This is a genomic window from Nocardia sp. NPDC059228, from assembly GCF_042754245.1.
GTDB lineage: Bacteria > Actinomycetota > Actinomycetes > Mycobacteriales > Mycobacteriaceae > Nocardia.
In genome coordinates, this window is the sequence record NZ_JBHZAL010000046.1 from 14,989 (window position 1) to 27,737 (window position 12,749).

Consider the following 12,749-nt stretch of genomic DNA (forward strand, 5'->3'; position numbering starts at 1 on the left):
TGGCGGGGATCCTTCTGCGGTGGGAGCAGCTCATGTCGATGACCCTGTTGGTGACGATCGCGATCCTCGCACCCGTGGTGGCGGTGGCCGCCGCCTACGCGACGGTCGCGGCCATCTACTGGTGGGAAAGCCGCCGCCGGGCAACACCGCTGAGCGCGTCCACATCGGTGAACTTCATCCGGATCCAGGACGTGCCGGCGCGGCTGCGGATCCACTGGCCCTGACGCTCGGATCCTCCGACATGACATGGTGTCACCGAGTGATCCCATCCCACATCTGAGGGGGGTTTGCCATGTGGAATGTTCCTGCCGGCCTCCGGTACACCGACGAGCACGAGTGGGTGCGCATCGAAGCAGACGGCACGCTGCTCGAGGTCTTGTTCCGCGCGATCGGCGAGAGCCAGGGCTCGACTCCGTTCACGGTCTGCGGGATCGGGCGCGGAGCCCTGCAACTGCGCTACACCCTGGCCAGGTGCGAATGCGACCGCATCGACGACCGGACCGGGGAGTTCGTGTCCTACGCCAGCCCTACCCCGACCGCGGCAGAGGCCGACGCGCTCAACAGGGTCGGTTCCTGGCCGGTTCGACCCCGCAGACTCGAGGTCGCAGGCCCGGGCGTCACCGCGGAGAGCTTCGACTTCGAGAACAGAGACTTCGACGGCCTCCTCACCGGCGCGGCAGCCGACCGGGACCCGCTGTTCACCGAGGAACTGGGCACCAACATCATCAAAGAGACCGTCGACCCATAGGCCACGGGCCGGGTGGATAGGAAGAGTCTGCGGGCCGATCCACCCGGCTGCCGAGCACGATGCGCCGCTCGGACACCGGCCTTAGCGGTGTCGAACCAGGTCACGCGCCCCCGTGCGCCACCGGGGAAGGCCGGCGTCGGGGTGGGTAGGGTCGGAGTCAGTAGGCGACGCGGTCGTAGTCGTCGGCGAGATCGCGTCGGGTGATCCAGCCGGTCGCCGAGCTCCGGTATCTGCGCGTACTGAGGGTGTGGTCGTCGTCGAGGTCGCGGGGGGTGATCCAGGCTTGGTCGCAACGGTCGGCGATCGCGGCGGTGTCGAAGGCGGCGCGCACGCGTTCGGCCAGGGGATGCAGCGCGGTGGTGTCCAGGCCGATATCGCGGTCGGTGTCGCGGACGCAGAAGCTTTGCTCGGCGCGGTCGCCGTCGCTGCCGTTCGGGAACACGGTGCGGGTGTGGGTCTTCATCTTCTGCCTCCCAACGGTCATCACAGGGCCATCACAGGCCACGGTCTTCGAGTAGGAAAAGGGGGCCGGGTGAGCCCGGAAGCGCTGGCGACCGGGCTCACCCGTCGACGGAACGAATACGTGACGAATGTGTGTCGGGGTCTCGCGGGGGAGCGGGAACGATGCCTGCCTGCGGCTGCCACTTCGGGTGGCTGTGCACGCACCGTCCGAAACGCCTCGGACAGGGGATGGTGCCGGTCGTGCAGGCTCGGGGTCGGCACGTCCCCGCCTCCCGCGAGAACCACGCTCTTGTTGCTGTGTGTCGGAACGGGCATCACCTCACTTTCGGGCCTCACGATCCGCGGTCACCGCCGCGGCCGGTCGGTGCGGGCGCATAAGGTGCGGAGGACCGCGCCCGATGCCCGGCATCACGCCGGCGGGGCGACGGCCCCGCCACAGTGCGGGCGGCCCCGGCCGCCGACCGGACCGACGCGACCGGGGTCTTCGGGCCGGGCTCGGACCCGGACCCGGCCGCGGGACTCGCGGCACCGCGGCCGCACACAGGATGTCCTCGACCTCGGCGAACAAGTCCTCGAGGTCGGGATCCAGCGCCAGCAGCCGCGCATCGAGCCGGTCCAGCCCGGCACCCGTGGCAGCCGACATGGTCATCACCGCACCTCTCTACTCGGCAGGAGGCGGGCCGGGTCAGGCGTTGATGGCCTGACGCTCGTGGTCGGCGCGGGTGATCTCGATCTTGCGGGGCTTGGCCTGCTCGGCGACCGGGATCGACAACCGCAGCACCCCGTCGCGGTAGTCGGCGCGGATCTGGGCGGTGTCGAGGTTCTCACCCAGGAACAGCTGACGGGAGAACACGCCGCGGGTGCGTTCCGCGGCGATCATCGACCGCCCCGGATCCAGCTGCGGGCGCGAGGCCTTCACCGTCACCACATTGCGTTCGACATCCAGATCCAGCGAGTCGGGGTCGATGCCGGGCAGGTCGAACTCGACGAAGAACTCGTCCCCGTCGCGCCAGGCGTCCATCGGCATCACGACCGGCTGTGCCGGGGTCCCGAGCACGGCGCGGGTCAAACGATCCAGGTCACGGAAGGGATCACCAAAGGGATCGGTGCGCATCAACATGGTCGCCACCTCCAGCTCACTCCATTCTCGATCGAAGGAACTCAGATAACCTCTGTCATCTGACAGAGATAATATTTAGCACTCTCTCTAGGTGAGTGCAAGTACCTGGAACAGGTAATCTGATTGCGACGAGGAACAGGAGCGCCATGGATCCCCAGCAGCAGGCATCGCAACAGCAAGTCGGTCACCTGCCCGGCGCGGAGCGGGCGGTGTATGCGATCTCGGTGGCCGCCGAGTTGTCCGGCCTGGGTGTGCAGACCCTGCGCCTCTACGAGCAGCACGGCCTGATCACCCCGCACCGCAGCAGTGGCGGCACCCGCCGCTACAGCGGCGCCGACCTCGCCCGCCTCGCGCGCATCACCGCACTGACCGGCCAAGGAGTCAACCTCGCCGGCATCGCACGCATCCTCGACCTCGAAGACGCCAACACCGTCCTGCGCGAATCCAACACCGCCCTGACCGCCGAACGCGACCAACTCCGCGACCAGCACTGACCAGCTCCCGACTCCCCTGGCCAAGCGTGGCGATCCCTCAGTGCCGGGTGAGTTCGCTGTTGAGCATGATGGGTTCGCCCTTGGCGTCGGTGCCGGTCATGGTCGAGATCTGGTGATCGCCTGAGTCGGCAATGGTCCAGAAGCGCAGTGTCACGGCGGAATCGCCCTGAGTGCAGGTTTGGGCGGGGGGATCGAGTTTGGCGGTGTCGCCGCGGGAGACGAGCGTCCAGGTACAGCCGTCGCTGGTGCGGGCGATCAGCCGGTCGCCGTAATTTCTTGTGAGCGTGACGTTTCCCTGGGGCGCGTTGTTGGCCGACCAGTTTCCCTCGAAGGCTTTCGCGGCGTCCGGGTCGTCTTCACCGACCCTGGTCCGCGCCCCGTGTTTCAGGGTGAAGGTGTAGTCGGTGTCCTGGTGATGACTGAGGGCGGTAATGGATTCGGTTTCCTTGTCGCCGTGGACCCGTACGGTCCAGGCGGTGGTGGTGTAGGAGTAGCCGAAGGTGGGGTTGTGGCAGGTCTGGTTGGGCGGGTCGAGGGTCAGTCCGTCGGTGCTGGACTTGAATTCCCAGGTACAGCCGACGTCGGTGCGCCCGGTGACGCGTCCGGGCGCGGACGAGGTGAAGATGATGTCGCCGATCTGGGGCGCGTCCGGGGCGCCGGGGATGTTCTCGGTCGCGTAGTTGAGCATGGTCGAGTGGTCGGGGAAGTCGTAGTTCCAGCGCCCGAGATAGGCCGCGCCGGAGTCGGGCTCGGCCACGGCGGCGGGTGCGGTGACGACGACGAATGTGACGCCCAGGAGGGCAAGGGCAGGGAACGGTGATCGGGACATGACGCGCACGGTCCTTCGATTGACTATCCTGAATGAACGGAAACCTGATCGCTAGGTTACCTAGTAATCAGGATGGCGAGAGAATAGTGAGATGTCAACGAGGAAAACGGATTTGATCGACGCCGCCCTGGCCGGAATCGGCCGCACGGCCGAACGCAGCATGCGAATGAATCAGAGCGCCGCCGCGCGCCTGGGCATCAACGCCACCGACATGCAGGTACTGCAGCTGCTGCAGTCGGGCCCGCGCACGTCCGGTGAACTGGCGAAACTCACCGGTCTGACCACCGCGTCCATGACCGGTCTGATCGATCGGCTCGAGAAGGCGGGATTCGTCACGCGCGTCCGCGATCTCACCGATCGGCGGCGTGTGCTGGTCCACCTCGACGATGCCCGCGCCCGCGCCGACATCGCCCCCCTCTACGGGCCTCTGCTCGGTACCTGGCGGCGCGCTCTGTCCGCCTACACGGTCGAGGAACTCACTGTGATCACCGACTTCCTCGCCCGCGTCGAGCAAGGCTTCGACAAAGAACTCGGCCCGCAGGCAAACTGAGCGGGTATCGCGGGTTCGGTGACCAGCGAACGGCTCAACGGCCTGGGGCGCGGCGGTATTCGAGGGTGAAGTCGCGGGCCCACGTGGTGCCGTCGTCGTGGGAGTCCTCCCACTCGCCGGTGATGGTATTGCCGTCGGCGCTGACGCGGCCTCGGAAGCGTTGGGTGAATTGTGTTGTGGTGCGCCACATGTGCCAGTCGCCGTCGGTGAAGGTCATCCGGTAGACGCGAGAGGATCCGCGTGAGTCGCAGTAGAGGACGGTGTACTCGGGCTCGGCTTGATCACGTCCGACGATCCACGTCGCCGCATCCTCGTCGCCGAATTGCCGCATGACCAGGGCGGTGTTGTCCAGCCATTCGGCTACGACCCGGCCCTGGGCCCGGGATTGGGGAGTGGGCAGGAACGTGGTGTTGGACAGTTCAATGATCCATTCCCCTTCCAGGACAGCGAGATCGGCCAACGTGGGGTTGGGTTTGCCGTGGTTGTGTTTGCCGACGGTGTTCATTGCGCAGTCTCCTCGGTGTCGGGTTGGACGGTCGCGTGGGTGGCGTGCCAGCCGAGCGCGGCGAAACAGGCGAGAACCTCGGTCACCATGACGCGCTCGGTGATGCCGGCGACACCGTGCTCGGCGGCGTCGGGGGTCGGGCGGAAGGTGAGGAGGAACAACACCACCAGCAGCAGGGTGATCGGTCCCGCGTAGCGCAGGCGGCGGCCGAATCGTCGCCACCCCGGCGCCTCGCGCAGATAGCCGCCGGCGACCGGGAACGCGACAACGGGGACGACCAGTCCGATCACAAATCCGAGCAGGTGCGGGATCGGCTGAGCGAGGGTGAATATTCCGTCGATGATCATGCCGCAGCCGGTCGCGCACAGCAGCACGATCGACCAGCGCCGCCGGCGGTGTGGGGCGTGGTCGACCCCGGCGAATGCCGCGGGTACCCCGATGATCAGGAGCGCGCCCGCGACGATGAAGGCGGTGTTCATTGCGGGGGCGGTCGCGCCGATACCGAGACCGCTGATCGGCTGGCTGAGCGCGGAGTAATGGTGGAACTCGTGGCCGAAGAGGGTGTAGCCCGGACTGAGGAAACCCAGCACCAGCCAGAGGGCGGTGAAGCCGACCGGCGCGACAACCAGCGCCCAGGGCAGCAACCGCGACCAGGCGGCCGGCGGGACGGGCGGGGTGGAGATTGCGAGCTCGCGCCCGGCGCTGGATTCGGGCATGGATCAGCTCCTCGATCAGTGCGGTGATTCGTCGCGGTCGGCATGATGGGCGGCCCAGCCGGGCCCCCAGCCGGTCTCCGGATCGGTGATGTCGGTGATGAAGCGCGCCACGAACGCCAATTCGGCCTCGAGAACGGCCAGCCGGTAGGTCTCCTCCACCTGGAACAGCGGATGCATCCCCCGCGCCAGGCATGCCTCGACCGACTGCGAGATGCCGACGCGTTGCTGCTCGAGCCCGGTCTGGCGCTGCCGCAGCAACGCCACCACCTCATCCGGATGCAACGCCCCGATCAGCGACAATGCGGCCACGAACTGCGGGTACTCGTGCACGGGCTGCCCGATCAGCTCCCGCAGCCAGTCCAACATCTCGCCACGCCCGGCATCGGTGAGCGCATAGACGGTGCGCTCGGGACGCTGCGTGTCGCGAATCGTCGCCGTCGCCTCGATCAGCCCGGCCTTGACCAGCTGGTTGACCACCATGTACAGCGAGCCCCGGTTGTACTTGATGCTCCGCGCATGATCGCGAGCAACCAGCAACTCCCCGATCTCATACGGATGCATCGGGCGCTCGGTCAGATAGCTCAGCACCGCCAACCCCAACAGATTCCGCACCGGACGTACCGCCAACCCGACCCCCTATAGTTGACACCAACTATACGGGCGCAAATAGTCAGGATCAACTATATTCCACCAGCAGTCGCAGGCCGTCGATCGCCCTGCTGACCGGACGCCGCTGGATGGTCATGCGCGACGCGCGGGAGGCCGGCGAGAGCTGGGCCGCCATCGGCGGCGCGCTCGACATGAGCAAGCAGGGCGCGCTCGACGGGTACAAGCGCAAGATCGCCGACCAGCAGAAGTACGTCGGCAAGTTCCACGACACCGACCAGGCCCGGGCAGCAGCCACTGACGACGCCACAGGCCACCACTGATCGTTTTCCGAACACTCGAGCGACGTGGCGGACGGGGTGGAGCCGGTAACGACCTCGTCATCGGTCGGCCACGATCGGGCAGCGGCCGGTTGAGAAGGCCGAGCTGTTGGTGTGCGCTGTGATGGTCCGACCTCATCGGTTGACCCCCGGTCGACCACCAGAGCGTCTCGGCGAACCCGGATACCGAGGGGACTGCGGTCGAATCGACCCTCGACCTGCAGGGCTTCTCCGCGGCTGCCGGTTCGGACAGTTGCCTCTCTTGTCATGGGGGTCCATGCCGGAGGTTGTGTTGGCCCAATGCAATCGAGCAGAAGGGTGGTGACAGCTATGACACGAGAACCCATCAATGAAGACGCCGCCGATATCGAGGCGTCGGCGTTCGGGTTGATCGACACCGACGGAGACGGACTGATCTCGGCCACCGACATCGCCGCCGCGGTACACGGCATTGGCCTGGAGATCCGCGATGAAGACGCAGCCGCGATCGTGGCCGCCGCAGACACCGACGGGGACGGGTTGATCTCGGAGTCGGAGTTCGATGCGGTGCGAGCACGGCAAGCGCTGCTCGAGGGCGTTGCTTCTGTCGAAGATGCTTTCGCCGCCTTCGATGCCGATGGCGACGGCTTCATCTCGGTCGGCGAGGTGGAAAAGGCCGCCGTGTCCATCGGTCTCGATCCCGCCGATGCGTCGGCTCTGATCGAATCCTTCGACAGCGACGGGGACGGCAAGCTCTCCTTTGAGGATTTCTCCGCGCTTTTCGGCTGAGGCTGACCTGCACGAATCCCCGGGGGCGAGCCCTGGTGGGCTATCGGAGGCCGTGGACGTCGGGCCAGGCTCGCAGCGGGTCGCGGGAGTACCAGTGCCCGTCCCATTCCCGGCCCGCATCGCAGGCGGCGTGAAAGTCCTCGTCGTCGGGCAGCTCGGGAAAGTACGCGCTCACCACCGGCCGGTCGCTGTGGAAGCGGCGAGCGCGTTCCACACACCGTGCGGCTTGCTCGGCCTGATAGGCCCGCTTGAGGGTGCGCTGCTCATCGCCGTGGCCGTCGTCGAGGGGATAGTGCAGCTGGTAGTAGAAGCGCGCGATCTCGGGGTCGCGGTCATAGACCCAGTGGATCCACGCCGGGACCGCCGGCGTCGACAGTATCCGTTCAGCAAACCCGCGGTGTGGCGTCAGACCACCCGGCTGCTGTCGCGCGGCCTCTCGGGCCCCGGCGACTGCGGCACGGTCCATGGTTGCCTGCTTGCGTCTCCTCCATTTCATAGCGAACGACTATAGGCAGCCATTGCGTGCTCGAAGCTGTGCGACACTATTGCGACAAAACCACCAGCGGCCCCGAAACCCCATCGCGATCGCCGCCGCCTGGACGCCGATACGCTGGGCGGCCCCGAGTCGAGACCGGTGCTCGGGCCCGTTTCGATTCCCCGCCAATCCAGGTGGCAGCAAACTTTCCGCGTACGCTTGTGCTGGATCGATGACGAACGGAGACGTTGCTGTTCGGGGAGTAACCAACCGGCAAGAGGAGAAAGGGTATGGATCAGCAGCAGTTCATCGCCACCCGGCGGGAGTTCGACGAGATCGATACCGACGGCGACGGTTTCATCACCTTCGACGACGCGCTCATCTGGGGTGCGGCCCAGGACCCGCACGTGCGCGACATCGTCGGGCGCCGCATCAAGCAAGACCACATCTGGAGCGAGGGGCAGGTCTCCTTCGTGGAGTTCCTGCGCTACAAGCAACTGACCGACCACTGACAGCCCGCGTGTGTAACGCCCCGCGGCTGCCGTGAGGGTTGTGGGCCACATCCGGGACGGGGTCTAGCGTGGATTGGCATGGCGAGCAGGGACATTGTGGTCACGGTGAGCGAGGACGACTGGCTCACGCTCAACGATGCCGCCGAATGCGCGGGAATGAGCGTGGAGGCCTACCTGTCGTGAGGAGCGCGGCTGTTCGTATTGCAGGACCGTCCCGGCGCGAGGCACGACAGCCGCACCGGTGGTCCGAGGACGGTACGACGCGCGTCCGGGGCCGCCGAGGAATCGGAGACGGCCGCGTGGACGGAAAGCTTCGCGCAGCGGCTGTCCGATCGCGCCGACCGGCATCCCCCCGACACCGAGGTGTGGCTGTAGCGGCGGGAGGTTTGTGTCGCGGCGTGGCGGGGGACCGTGAGATGTGCTGCACACCCCGCCCGGTTCTGCCTCCCATCCCGTAGGCCGGGCGGGGCCACGTGTGCGAGGGTCCGGGCGCGGTCAACCTTGGTGCGTTGACTTGCCCATCCGGAGTGTCGCCGGTTGGCGAAGTCGCGAGCCGCGAGCAGGGCGCAGAGGCCGACCACGCCGAAGAAGGTGACCACCGTCATGTGGACGAGGGTCGATGCGTCGATGTCGAGACTGTCCGACAGCGCCTTGCGGAATGCAGGGGGCAGTCAGGGCATCGATCTCGCCACCGACGGTGCAGACGACGAGGAATCGCACCCCACATGCACTACCGCGACCGGACCTTTTTCCCCTCCGATGTGGTCAGCGGGGTATGCGTTCGTGCAGGGTCAGCAGGATGTGATCGAACGCCGACACCGTGGCGGGCTCGGCCGGTGGCACGGTGGGCAGCTCGTGCAGCAGTTGCTCGGCCAGGGCGCGGAGCTTGGTGTTGGTTTCCTGGGACCGCCACACCAGCAGCTTGAAGGCCTGCTCGATCGCCGCCCGTGCTTCCATCATCTCCGGTAGCTGCTCGACGATGGCGTCGTGCTCGGCGCGGATGAGGGTGTCGGCCAGGTCGACGTAGAAGCCTGCGGTGCCGACCGCGCGCCCCTGGTCGAGGATGCGGTCGGCGACCACCATCACCTGATGCTCGACACCGCGGGTGTCGATGAACCGGTGACGGCTCGAGAACGGCTCACCCAACTCCACCGAGCGGGCGATCGTCTCGGCGACCTTGTCGCGGTCGTCGGGATGTTTGTGTGCCAGAAGCATTTCAGTGGTCGGCTCGACCTCGCCGGGGGTGTAGCCGTGCATGCGATACAGCTCCGGCGACCACTCCCAGCGGCCAGCGGCGAACCAGAACCGGAAACTGCCCGTCCGCGGCCCCGGATACGTCCCCGCAGCCCACACCAGCGATTCCGCAGGCAGCTCGGCATCAGGACCCATGACCGGATTATCGCGCCGGGATGCTGATGCGCTCCACGGGAATCGGCTCGGACGTAGCCTGCCGTTGACCTTGAACGCCTACCCTGGCCCACGTCGGCCCCCTCTGCGGTGGCGTAGACCCCTCGGCATTGCCCTGGGCCTTCGTGGCATTCTCGCGCGTGGTCGACCTCGGCGTACACCGCCGCCGCGAGTTGAGAATCCAGCCCGCCCGGTGAGACCGGCGTCGGGCAGGGATTCGGAGGTGCGCCATGACAGCAACCCCACACGAACCACGCAGTGACAGACCCGCTCGCCGGCCGGGAAAACGGGCTACGACCCCGCCCGCCATCACCAGCGATTCCGATGACGATGTGCCCATGGTGCACTGGCCCGAGCCGAGTCGGCTCGAATCGTGGTGGCACGCCGTCATGCACCCCGGCGCCGAGCCACCCACGCCCACATAACCAGCACCGGCTCGATCGGCGCGGACAGTACGACCAGGGGGTGCTGGATTCCAGAGCATCACGATGATGCGACCGCCCGGTTTCTTCTGGGGGTAGCGTTCTGCGTATGGTGCGCCTTCCGGCGCCGATGCTCGCCACGCCAGGGCCCGCTCCCGCCGACGACGACACCCGGTACGCCTACGAATGGACCTACAACGGAATCCGCTGCCTGGCATGGATTTCCGACGGCGTGTGCCACATGATCAGCCGCAACGGCAACTCCCTCAACGCGGCCTTCCCCTAGATCTCGGACGCCTTGGTGTCGCTGGCGGCGGGGCGGGAGATGACCCTCGACGGTGAACTCGTGGCTCCGGACCGCGACGGGGTGCCGCGGTTCTCCCGCATCGGGCGCCGCCTGGGCGTGACGCGGCCGAGCCCGGCGCTGGTGCGGGCGGTGCCGGTGTGCCTGTATGTGTTCGATCTGCTCGGTTTCGGCGGCCGTGACCTGCGAGTGGTCCTGTTCCCGCATCTGGATGGGCTGAGGATCGACGGGTGGACGCGATAGGGATCGGGGTGCGAATCGACGCGAGGACGGGTGGCGAACCAGCCGCGTGCCCAGGGTGCGGCACGTTGTCTGGCCGAGTCCACAGTCGCTACGGACGCCGATTGTCTGATACCGCGATCACCTGCAGGGCGGTGGTGATCCGGTTGCGGGTAAGGCGGTTGTTCTGCGACAACTGCGACTGTGGGAGAAGGACTTTCGCTGAACAGGTGCCACTGCTGGCGGCGCGGCATGCCCGGCGCACCGCGATCTTGCAACGCCTGCTGTGTGCGGTCGCGCTGGCCTTGGGTGGTCGTCCGGGCGCCCGGGTGACACGGCACCTGGCAGCCACGGCCAGCCGGATGACGCTGCTGCGGCAGATCCGGGCGCTGCCCGATCCGGATCGGGGGGCCCCGCGTGTGATCGGCGTCGACGACTTCGCCCTGCGTCGCGGGCACCTTCGGAAGCGAATCCTGTTGAGCGACTGAGCAACCCGGACCAACCGAATCGCTGAGTAGGCCCGGGGCGCGGTGGCGGGATTGCTCCTGCTCCGTTTCCCTGGACCTCTCGCCGAACCCGCCGTGCGCCTCTCGACGCAACGGCTCTCCACGGTTTCTGCCGTCAGGCTGTTTGAAGGGTCGCCCATCGGTTCGGGATCTTGTTGCCGCGCCAGCGATAACGACTGACTGTCACGCTGTTCAGGTCGAACAACTCGGTCCCGTCCGCCGCCGCGATTGGTCGCCACCGCCCAACAGGTGTGACGAACCGGGTACGGCCGCTTCACCGATCGACGCGCGCCCAGGCGGGGGTGCTACACGTCGATGTATTTCCACGGCTGCCGCAGTGCCTCGCCCATCCCGATCCTGTGGGCATTCGGGGTGATCGTGGGTGGTGTGGCATTGCTGCTGGTCGTGCTGACCCTCACCCACATGGGATCCGCCGCCCGGCCGGCCGACACGACGGTGGTCACCTCGACCGGCGTGCCCGCACAGCCGACTACCCCGCCGCAGCCGTGCTTTCCGTTCCAGACGTCCTGCTGATTTCTAGAGATAGCCTGGCGCTCATGGGTTTTACGCTCTTCAACACCGACACCGATGCTCACCGTGGTCTGGTGTTCGAGGACGAAGCTCGCTTCTGGTTCGAGCCCGGCGGCCTCCTGCTCGTACAGAGCCAGCTCGGTGTCCGCTACTACTCGCCCGGCCAATGGCAGGAAGTCCACTACCGCGACCACCCCGCCGGTTCACGCCCAGATCTTCCCGGCGAGTAGCCCCAGCACACTGTGTCGGCGGGCGTCCCTATCGTGGGGCCTATGACCGATATCGCGCCGCTGGCTTCCGCTGCCCGGGCGGTGTTCGGCGATCCGGGCGTGCACGCGGTCGTCCGGCGTGGGCGCACCGTGCACGCGGTCAGCCTCGGCCAGTGGGTCGAGGGCGAGGAAGTCCCAGAGTCGTTGTGCCACACCGGCGTCGCGGGCTGGTCCCCGACCGTGCTGGAACCGGCGCGGGCGGAAGTCACCTGCGCCCGATGCCGGCGCACCCTCCACCTCGCGGCAACTTCCGCTGTTCGGCAACGACCCCAACTACGGGTAGCCCGACTGTCCATACCTGCCCATACACGGGTACACACGGGTGTGGGCAGGTGGTCTACTCGTTCGAGGGGTAAACGCAGCCAGGCCCGCACACCGGCGTCCGGATCGGCCGGGGTCGCCTCGGCCGGCAGCCGCCGATACGTGGACCGGTGGAGCCCAACAACCTTGCACGCCAACCGTTCCGACATGCTCTTGACGTCTTTGAGCATGTCGACGGCGCGGCGCTTGGCCGCTGGGCTCAGAATTATCCCGTCGCGATCTCCCGTAGCGCGTCCTTCTCCAGCTCGGCATCGGCCAAAAGCCGCTCGAGCCGGGCGTTCTGCTCGCGCAGCTCCTCGAGTTCTTTCGCTGCGTCGGTGTCCACACCGCCGTACTGGCGGCGCCAGTTGTACATCGTCGCAGCCGAGATCCCCAGCTTCGCGGCGATCTCCTCCCCGGACATACCCGCCGTCGCCAACTCGTCGGCGCGGCGCAGCTTCCGCACGATCCCCTCCGCGGAATGCCGCTTACGTCCAGCCATGATCCCTATCGTCCCTTCCAGCCCCGACCAGGGCCAACAGGACTCCAATATCGAGTGGGCTCCATCATTGGGGACAGGCCACGTGTGAGGCGGTGGTGCTGTGGATCGGCTGTAACGCAACCCTATTCATCGTTGTGAAAGCGCGACTGGATGATCTTGCCCTGGGTAGGGTATAGCCGTCCAC

At 67.0% G+C, this 12,749-nt stretch carries 22 protein-coding genes and 1 pseudogene; 13 read left to right on the forward strand and 10 right to left on the reverse strand.

Translation table 11 applies throughout. The features are described 5' to 3' along the window. Positions 1-32 precede the first annotated feature (32 nt). Both ACFXKA_RS38210 and ACFXKA_RS38215 read left to right on the forward strand, forming a co-directional pair. Positions 33-224, forward strand: a complete 192-nt coding sequence (locus tag ACFXKA_RS38210) for a hypothetical protein (protein WP_379431146.1) — start codon at positions 33-35, stop codon at positions 222-224. A 68-nt stretch (positions 225-292) separates the two neighbouring features. Then, complete coding sequence (locus ACFXKA_RS38215; protein ID WP_379431147.1) at positions 293-748, forward strand: hypothetical protein; 456 nt, start codon at positions 293-295, stop codon at positions 746-748. Positions 749-905: 157 nt separating this feature from the next. Here ACFXKA_RS38215 and ACFXKA_RS38220 read toward each other — a convergent pair whose 3' ends face one another. From ACFXKA_RS38220 to ACFXKA_RS38230, 3 genes are all read right to left on the reverse strand, one after another. Further along, positions 906-1,211 (reverse strand): hypothetical protein, encoded by a 306-nt coding sequence (locus ACFXKA_RS38220; RefSeq protein WP_379431148.1) that lies wholly within the window; start codon positions 1,209-1,211, stop codon positions 906-908. A gap of 318 nt (positions 1,212-1,529) precedes the next feature. Continuing rightward, on the reverse strand, positions 1,530-1,859 hold the full coding sequence (locus ACFXKA_RS38225) for a hypothetical protein (RefSeq protein ID WP_379431149.1): 330 nt from the start codon (positions 1,857-1,859) through the stop codon (positions 1,530-1,532). Between the two features lie 36 nt (positions 1,860-1,895). Next, positions 1,896-2,345 (reverse strand): Hsp20/alpha crystallin family protein, encoded by a 450-nt coding sequence (locus tag ACFXKA_RS38230; protein WP_379431181.1) that lies wholly within the window; start codon positions 2,343-2,345, stop codon positions 1,896-1,898. 131 nt (positions 2,346-2,476) lie between these two features. Here ACFXKA_RS38230 and ACFXKA_RS38235 point away from each other — a divergent pair, with 131 nt between their 5' ends. Continuing rightward, positions 2,477-2,824, forward strand: coding sequence for a MerR family transcriptional regulator (locus ACFXKA_RS38235; RefSeq protein ID WP_379431150.1), 348 nt, complete (start codon positions 2,477-2,479; stop codon positions 2,822-2,824). 37 nt (positions 2,825-2,861) lie between these two features. Here ACFXKA_RS38235 and ACFXKA_RS38240 read toward each other — a convergent pair whose 3' ends face one another. Further along, positions 2,862-3,653, reverse strand: coding sequence for a hypothetical protein (locus ACFXKA_RS38240; RefSeq protein ID WP_379431151.1), 792 nt, complete (start codon positions 3,651-3,653; stop codon positions 2,862-2,864). 91 nt (positions 3,654-3,744) lie between these two features. Here ACFXKA_RS38240 and ACFXKA_RS38245 point away from each other — a divergent pair, with 91 nt between their 5' ends. Further along, complete coding sequence (locus tag ACFXKA_RS38245) at positions 3,745-4,203, forward strand: MarR family winged helix-turn-helix transcriptional regulator (protein ID WP_379431152.1); 459 nt, start codon at positions 3,745-3,747, stop codon at positions 4,201-4,203. 34 nt (positions 4,204-4,237) lie between these two features. On the opposite strand, the gene ACFXKA_RS38250 is transcribed toward ACFXKA_RS38245, so the two are convergent. From ACFXKA_RS38250 to ACFXKA_RS38260, 3 genes are read right to left on the reverse strand one after another with little or no spacing between them, the layout of a single operon-like run. Continuing rightward, positions 4,238-4,708 (reverse strand): hypothetical protein, encoded by a 471-nt coding sequence (locus ACFXKA_RS38250; RefSeq protein WP_379431153.1) that lies wholly within the window; start codon positions 4,706-4,708, stop codon positions 4,238-4,240. After that, positions 4,705-5,424: a DUF998 domain-containing protein gene (locus ACFXKA_RS38255; protein WP_379431154.1), complete on the reverse strand. Its 720-nt coding sequence runs from the start codon at positions 5,422-5,424 to the stop codon at positions 4,705-4,707. Before ACFXKA_RS38255 ends, ACFXKA_RS38250 begins: the two co-directional genes overlap by 4 nt. A gap of 15 nt (positions 5,425-5,439) precedes the next feature. Then, positions 5,440-6,036 carry a PadR family transcriptional regulator gene (locus tag ACFXKA_RS38260; protein ID WP_379431155.1) on the reverse strand — a complete coding sequence of 199 codons (597 nt, stop codon included), beginning with the start codon at positions 6,034-6,036 and terminating at the stop codon, positions 5,440-5,442. Positions 6,037-6,161: 125 nt separating this feature from the next. Between ACFXKA_RS38260 and ACFXKA_RS38265 the strand changes: the two genes are divergently transcribed. Both ACFXKA_RS38265 and ACFXKA_RS38270 read left to right on the forward strand, forming a co-directional pair. After that, positions 6,162-6,353, forward strand: coding sequence for a hypothetical protein (locus tag ACFXKA_RS38265; RefSeq protein WP_379431156.1), 192 nt, complete (start codon positions 6,162-6,164; stop codon positions 6,351-6,353). Between the two features lie 327 nt (positions 6,354-6,680). Then, positions 6,681-7,118 (forward strand): EF-hand domain-containing protein, encoded by a 438-nt coding sequence (locus tag ACFXKA_RS38270; RefSeq protein WP_379431157.1) that lies wholly within the window; start codon positions 6,681-6,683, stop codon positions 7,116-7,118. A 40-nt stretch (positions 7,119-7,158) separates the two neighbouring features. Here ACFXKA_RS38270 and ACFXKA_RS38275 read toward each other — a convergent pair whose 3' ends face one another. Next, positions 7,159-7,614 (reverse strand): hypothetical protein, encoded by a 456-nt coding sequence (locus tag ACFXKA_RS38275; protein WP_379431158.1) that lies wholly within the window; start codon positions 7,612-7,614, stop codon positions 7,159-7,161. Positions 7,615-7,883: 269 nt separating this feature from the next. Between ACFXKA_RS38275 and ACFXKA_RS38280 the strand changes: the two genes are divergently transcribed. Next, positions 7,884-8,105, forward strand: coding sequence for a hypothetical protein (locus tag ACFXKA_RS38280; protein ID WP_379431159.1), 222 nt, complete (start codon positions 7,884-7,886; stop codon positions 8,103-8,105). A 765-nt stretch (positions 8,106-8,870) separates the two neighbouring features. Here ACFXKA_RS38280 and ACFXKA_RS38285 read toward each other — a convergent pair. Then, the gene (locus ACFXKA_RS38285) at positions 8,871-9,494 is read right to left on the reverse strand and encodes a PAS and ANTAR domain-containing protein (protein ID WP_379431160.1); all 624 of its coding nucleotides are present in this window, start codon (positions 9,492-9,494) and stop codon (positions 8,871-8,873) included. Positions 9,495-10,043: 549 nt separating this feature from the next. Between ACFXKA_RS38285 and ACFXKA_RS38290 the strand changes: the two genes are divergently transcribed. The 6 genes and pseudogenes from ACFXKA_RS38290 to ACFXKA_RS38315 all read left to right on the forward strand — a co-directional run bounded on the left by ACFXKA_RS38290 (position 10,044) and on the right by ACFXKA_RS38315 (position 11,724). Beyond that, positions 10,044-10,220 carry a hypothetical protein gene (locus ACFXKA_RS38290; RefSeq protein ID WP_379431161.1) on the forward strand — a complete coding sequence of 59 codons (177 nt, stop codon included), beginning with the start codon at positions 10,044-10,046 and terminating at the stop codon, positions 10,218-10,220. A 15-nt stretch (positions 10,221-10,235) separates the two neighbouring features. After that, positions 10,236-10,481 carry a hypothetical protein gene (locus tag ACFXKA_RS38295; protein WP_379431162.1) on the forward strand — a complete coding sequence of 82 codons (246 nt, stop codon included), beginning with the start codon at positions 10,236-10,238 and terminating at the stop codon, positions 10,479-10,481. 8 nt (positions 10,482-10,489) lie between these two features. Continuing rightward, positions 10,490-10,645 (forward strand): annotated as a pseudogene (locus ACFXKA_RS38300) (transposase family protein); the annotation flags it as partial. A 42-nt stretch (positions 10,646-10,687) separates the two neighbouring features. Continuing rightward, the gene (locus tag ACFXKA_RS38305; protein WP_379431183.1) at positions 10,688-10,945 is read left to right on the forward strand and encodes a hypothetical protein; all 258 of its coding nucleotides are present in this window, start codon (positions 10,688-10,690) and stop codon (positions 10,943-10,945) included. 333 nt (positions 10,946-11,278) lie between these two features. After that, the gene (locus tag ACFXKA_RS38310) at positions 11,279-11,497 is read left to right on the forward strand and encodes a hypothetical protein (protein WP_379431163.1); all 219 of its coding nucleotides are present in this window, start codon (positions 11,279-11,281) and stop codon (positions 11,495-11,497) included. Positions 11,498-11,520: 23 nt separating this feature from the next. Continuing rightward, the gene (locus ACFXKA_RS38315) at positions 11,521-11,724 is read left to right on the forward strand and encodes a hypothetical protein (RefSeq protein ID WP_379431164.1); all 204 of its coding nucleotides are present in this window, start codon (positions 11,521-11,523) and stop codon (positions 11,722-11,724) included. A 565-nt stretch (positions 11,725-12,289) separates the two neighbouring features. Here ACFXKA_RS38315 and ACFXKA_RS38320 read toward each other — a convergent pair. Beyond that, complete coding sequence (locus ACFXKA_RS38320) at positions 12,290-12,565, reverse strand: transposase (protein WP_379431165.1); 276 nt, start codon at positions 12,563-12,565, stop codon at positions 12,290-12,292. Positions 12,566-12,749: the final 184 nt, after the last annotated feature.

Coding starts and splice junctions, on each gene's coding strand:
- ACFXKA_RS38235 (WP_379431150.1), top strand. CDS start 2,477: ATGGATCCCCAGCAGCAGGCATCGCAACAGCAAGTCGGTCACCTGCCC.
- ACFXKA_RS38310 (WP_379431163.1), top strand. CDS start 11,279: ATGTATTTCCACGGCTGCCGCAGTGCCTCGCCCATCCCGATCCTGTGG.
- ACFXKA_RS38245 (WP_379431152.1), top strand. CDS start 3,745: ATGTCAACGAGGAAAACGGATTTGATCGACGCCGCCCTGGCCGGAATC.
- ACFXKA_RS38210 (WP_379431146.1), top strand. CDS start 33: ATGTCGATGACCCTGTTGGTGACGATCGCGATCCTCGCACCCGTGGTG.
- ACFXKA_RS38250 (WP_379431153.1), bottom strand. CDS start 4,708: ATGAACACCGTCGGCAAACACAACCACGGCAAACCCAACCCCACGTTG.
- ACFXKA_RS38255 (WP_379431154.1), bottom strand. CDS start 5,424: ATGCCCGAATCCAGCGCCGGGCGCGAGCTCGCAATCTCCACCCCGCCC.
- ACFXKA_RS38275 (WP_379431158.1), bottom strand. CDS start 7,614: ATGAAATGGAGGAGACGCAAGCAGGCAACCATGGACCGTGCCGCAGTC.
- ACFXKA_RS38220 (WP_379431148.1), bottom strand. CDS start 1,211: ATGAAGACCCACACCCGCACCGTGTTCCCGAACGGCAGCGACGGCGAC.
- ACFXKA_RS38215 (WP_379431147.1), top strand. CDS start 293: ATGTGGAATGTTCCTGCCGGCCTCCGGTACACCGACGAGCACGAGTGG.
- ACFXKA_RS38280 (WP_379431159.1), top strand. CDS start 7,884: ATGGATCAGCAGCAGTTCATCGCCACCCGGCGGGAGTTCGACGAGATC.
- ACFXKA_RS38315 (WP_379431164.1), top strand. CDS start 11,521: ATGGGTTTTACGCTCTTCAACACCGACACCGATGCTCACCGTGGTCTG.
- ACFXKA_RS38265 (WP_379431156.1), top strand. CDS start 6,162: ATGGTCATGCGCGACGCGCGGGAGGCCGGCGAGAGCTGGGCCGCCATC.
- ACFXKA_RS38285 (WP_379431160.1), bottom strand. CDS start 9,494: ATGGGTCCTGATGCCGAGCTGCCTGCGGAATCGCTGGTGTGGGCTGCG.
- ACFXKA_RS38320 (WP_379431165.1), bottom strand. CDS start 12,565: ATGGCTGGACGTAAGCGGCATTCCGCGGAGGGGATCGTGCGGAAGCTG.
- ACFXKA_RS38225 (WP_379431149.1), bottom strand. CDS start 1,859: ATGACCATGTCGGCTGCCACGGGTGCCGGGCTGGACCGGCTCGATGCG.
- ACFXKA_RS38290 (WP_379431161.1), top strand. CDS start 10,044: ATGGTGCGCCTTCCGGCGCCGATGCTCGCCACGCCAGGGCCCGCTCCC.
- ACFXKA_RS38240 (WP_379431151.1), bottom strand. CDS start 3,653: ATGTCCCGATCACCGTTCCCTGCCCTTGCCCTCCTGGGCGTCACATTC.
- ACFXKA_RS38270 (WP_379431157.1), top strand. CDS start 6,681: ATGACACGAGAACCCATCAATGAAGACGCCGCCGATATCGAGGCGTCG.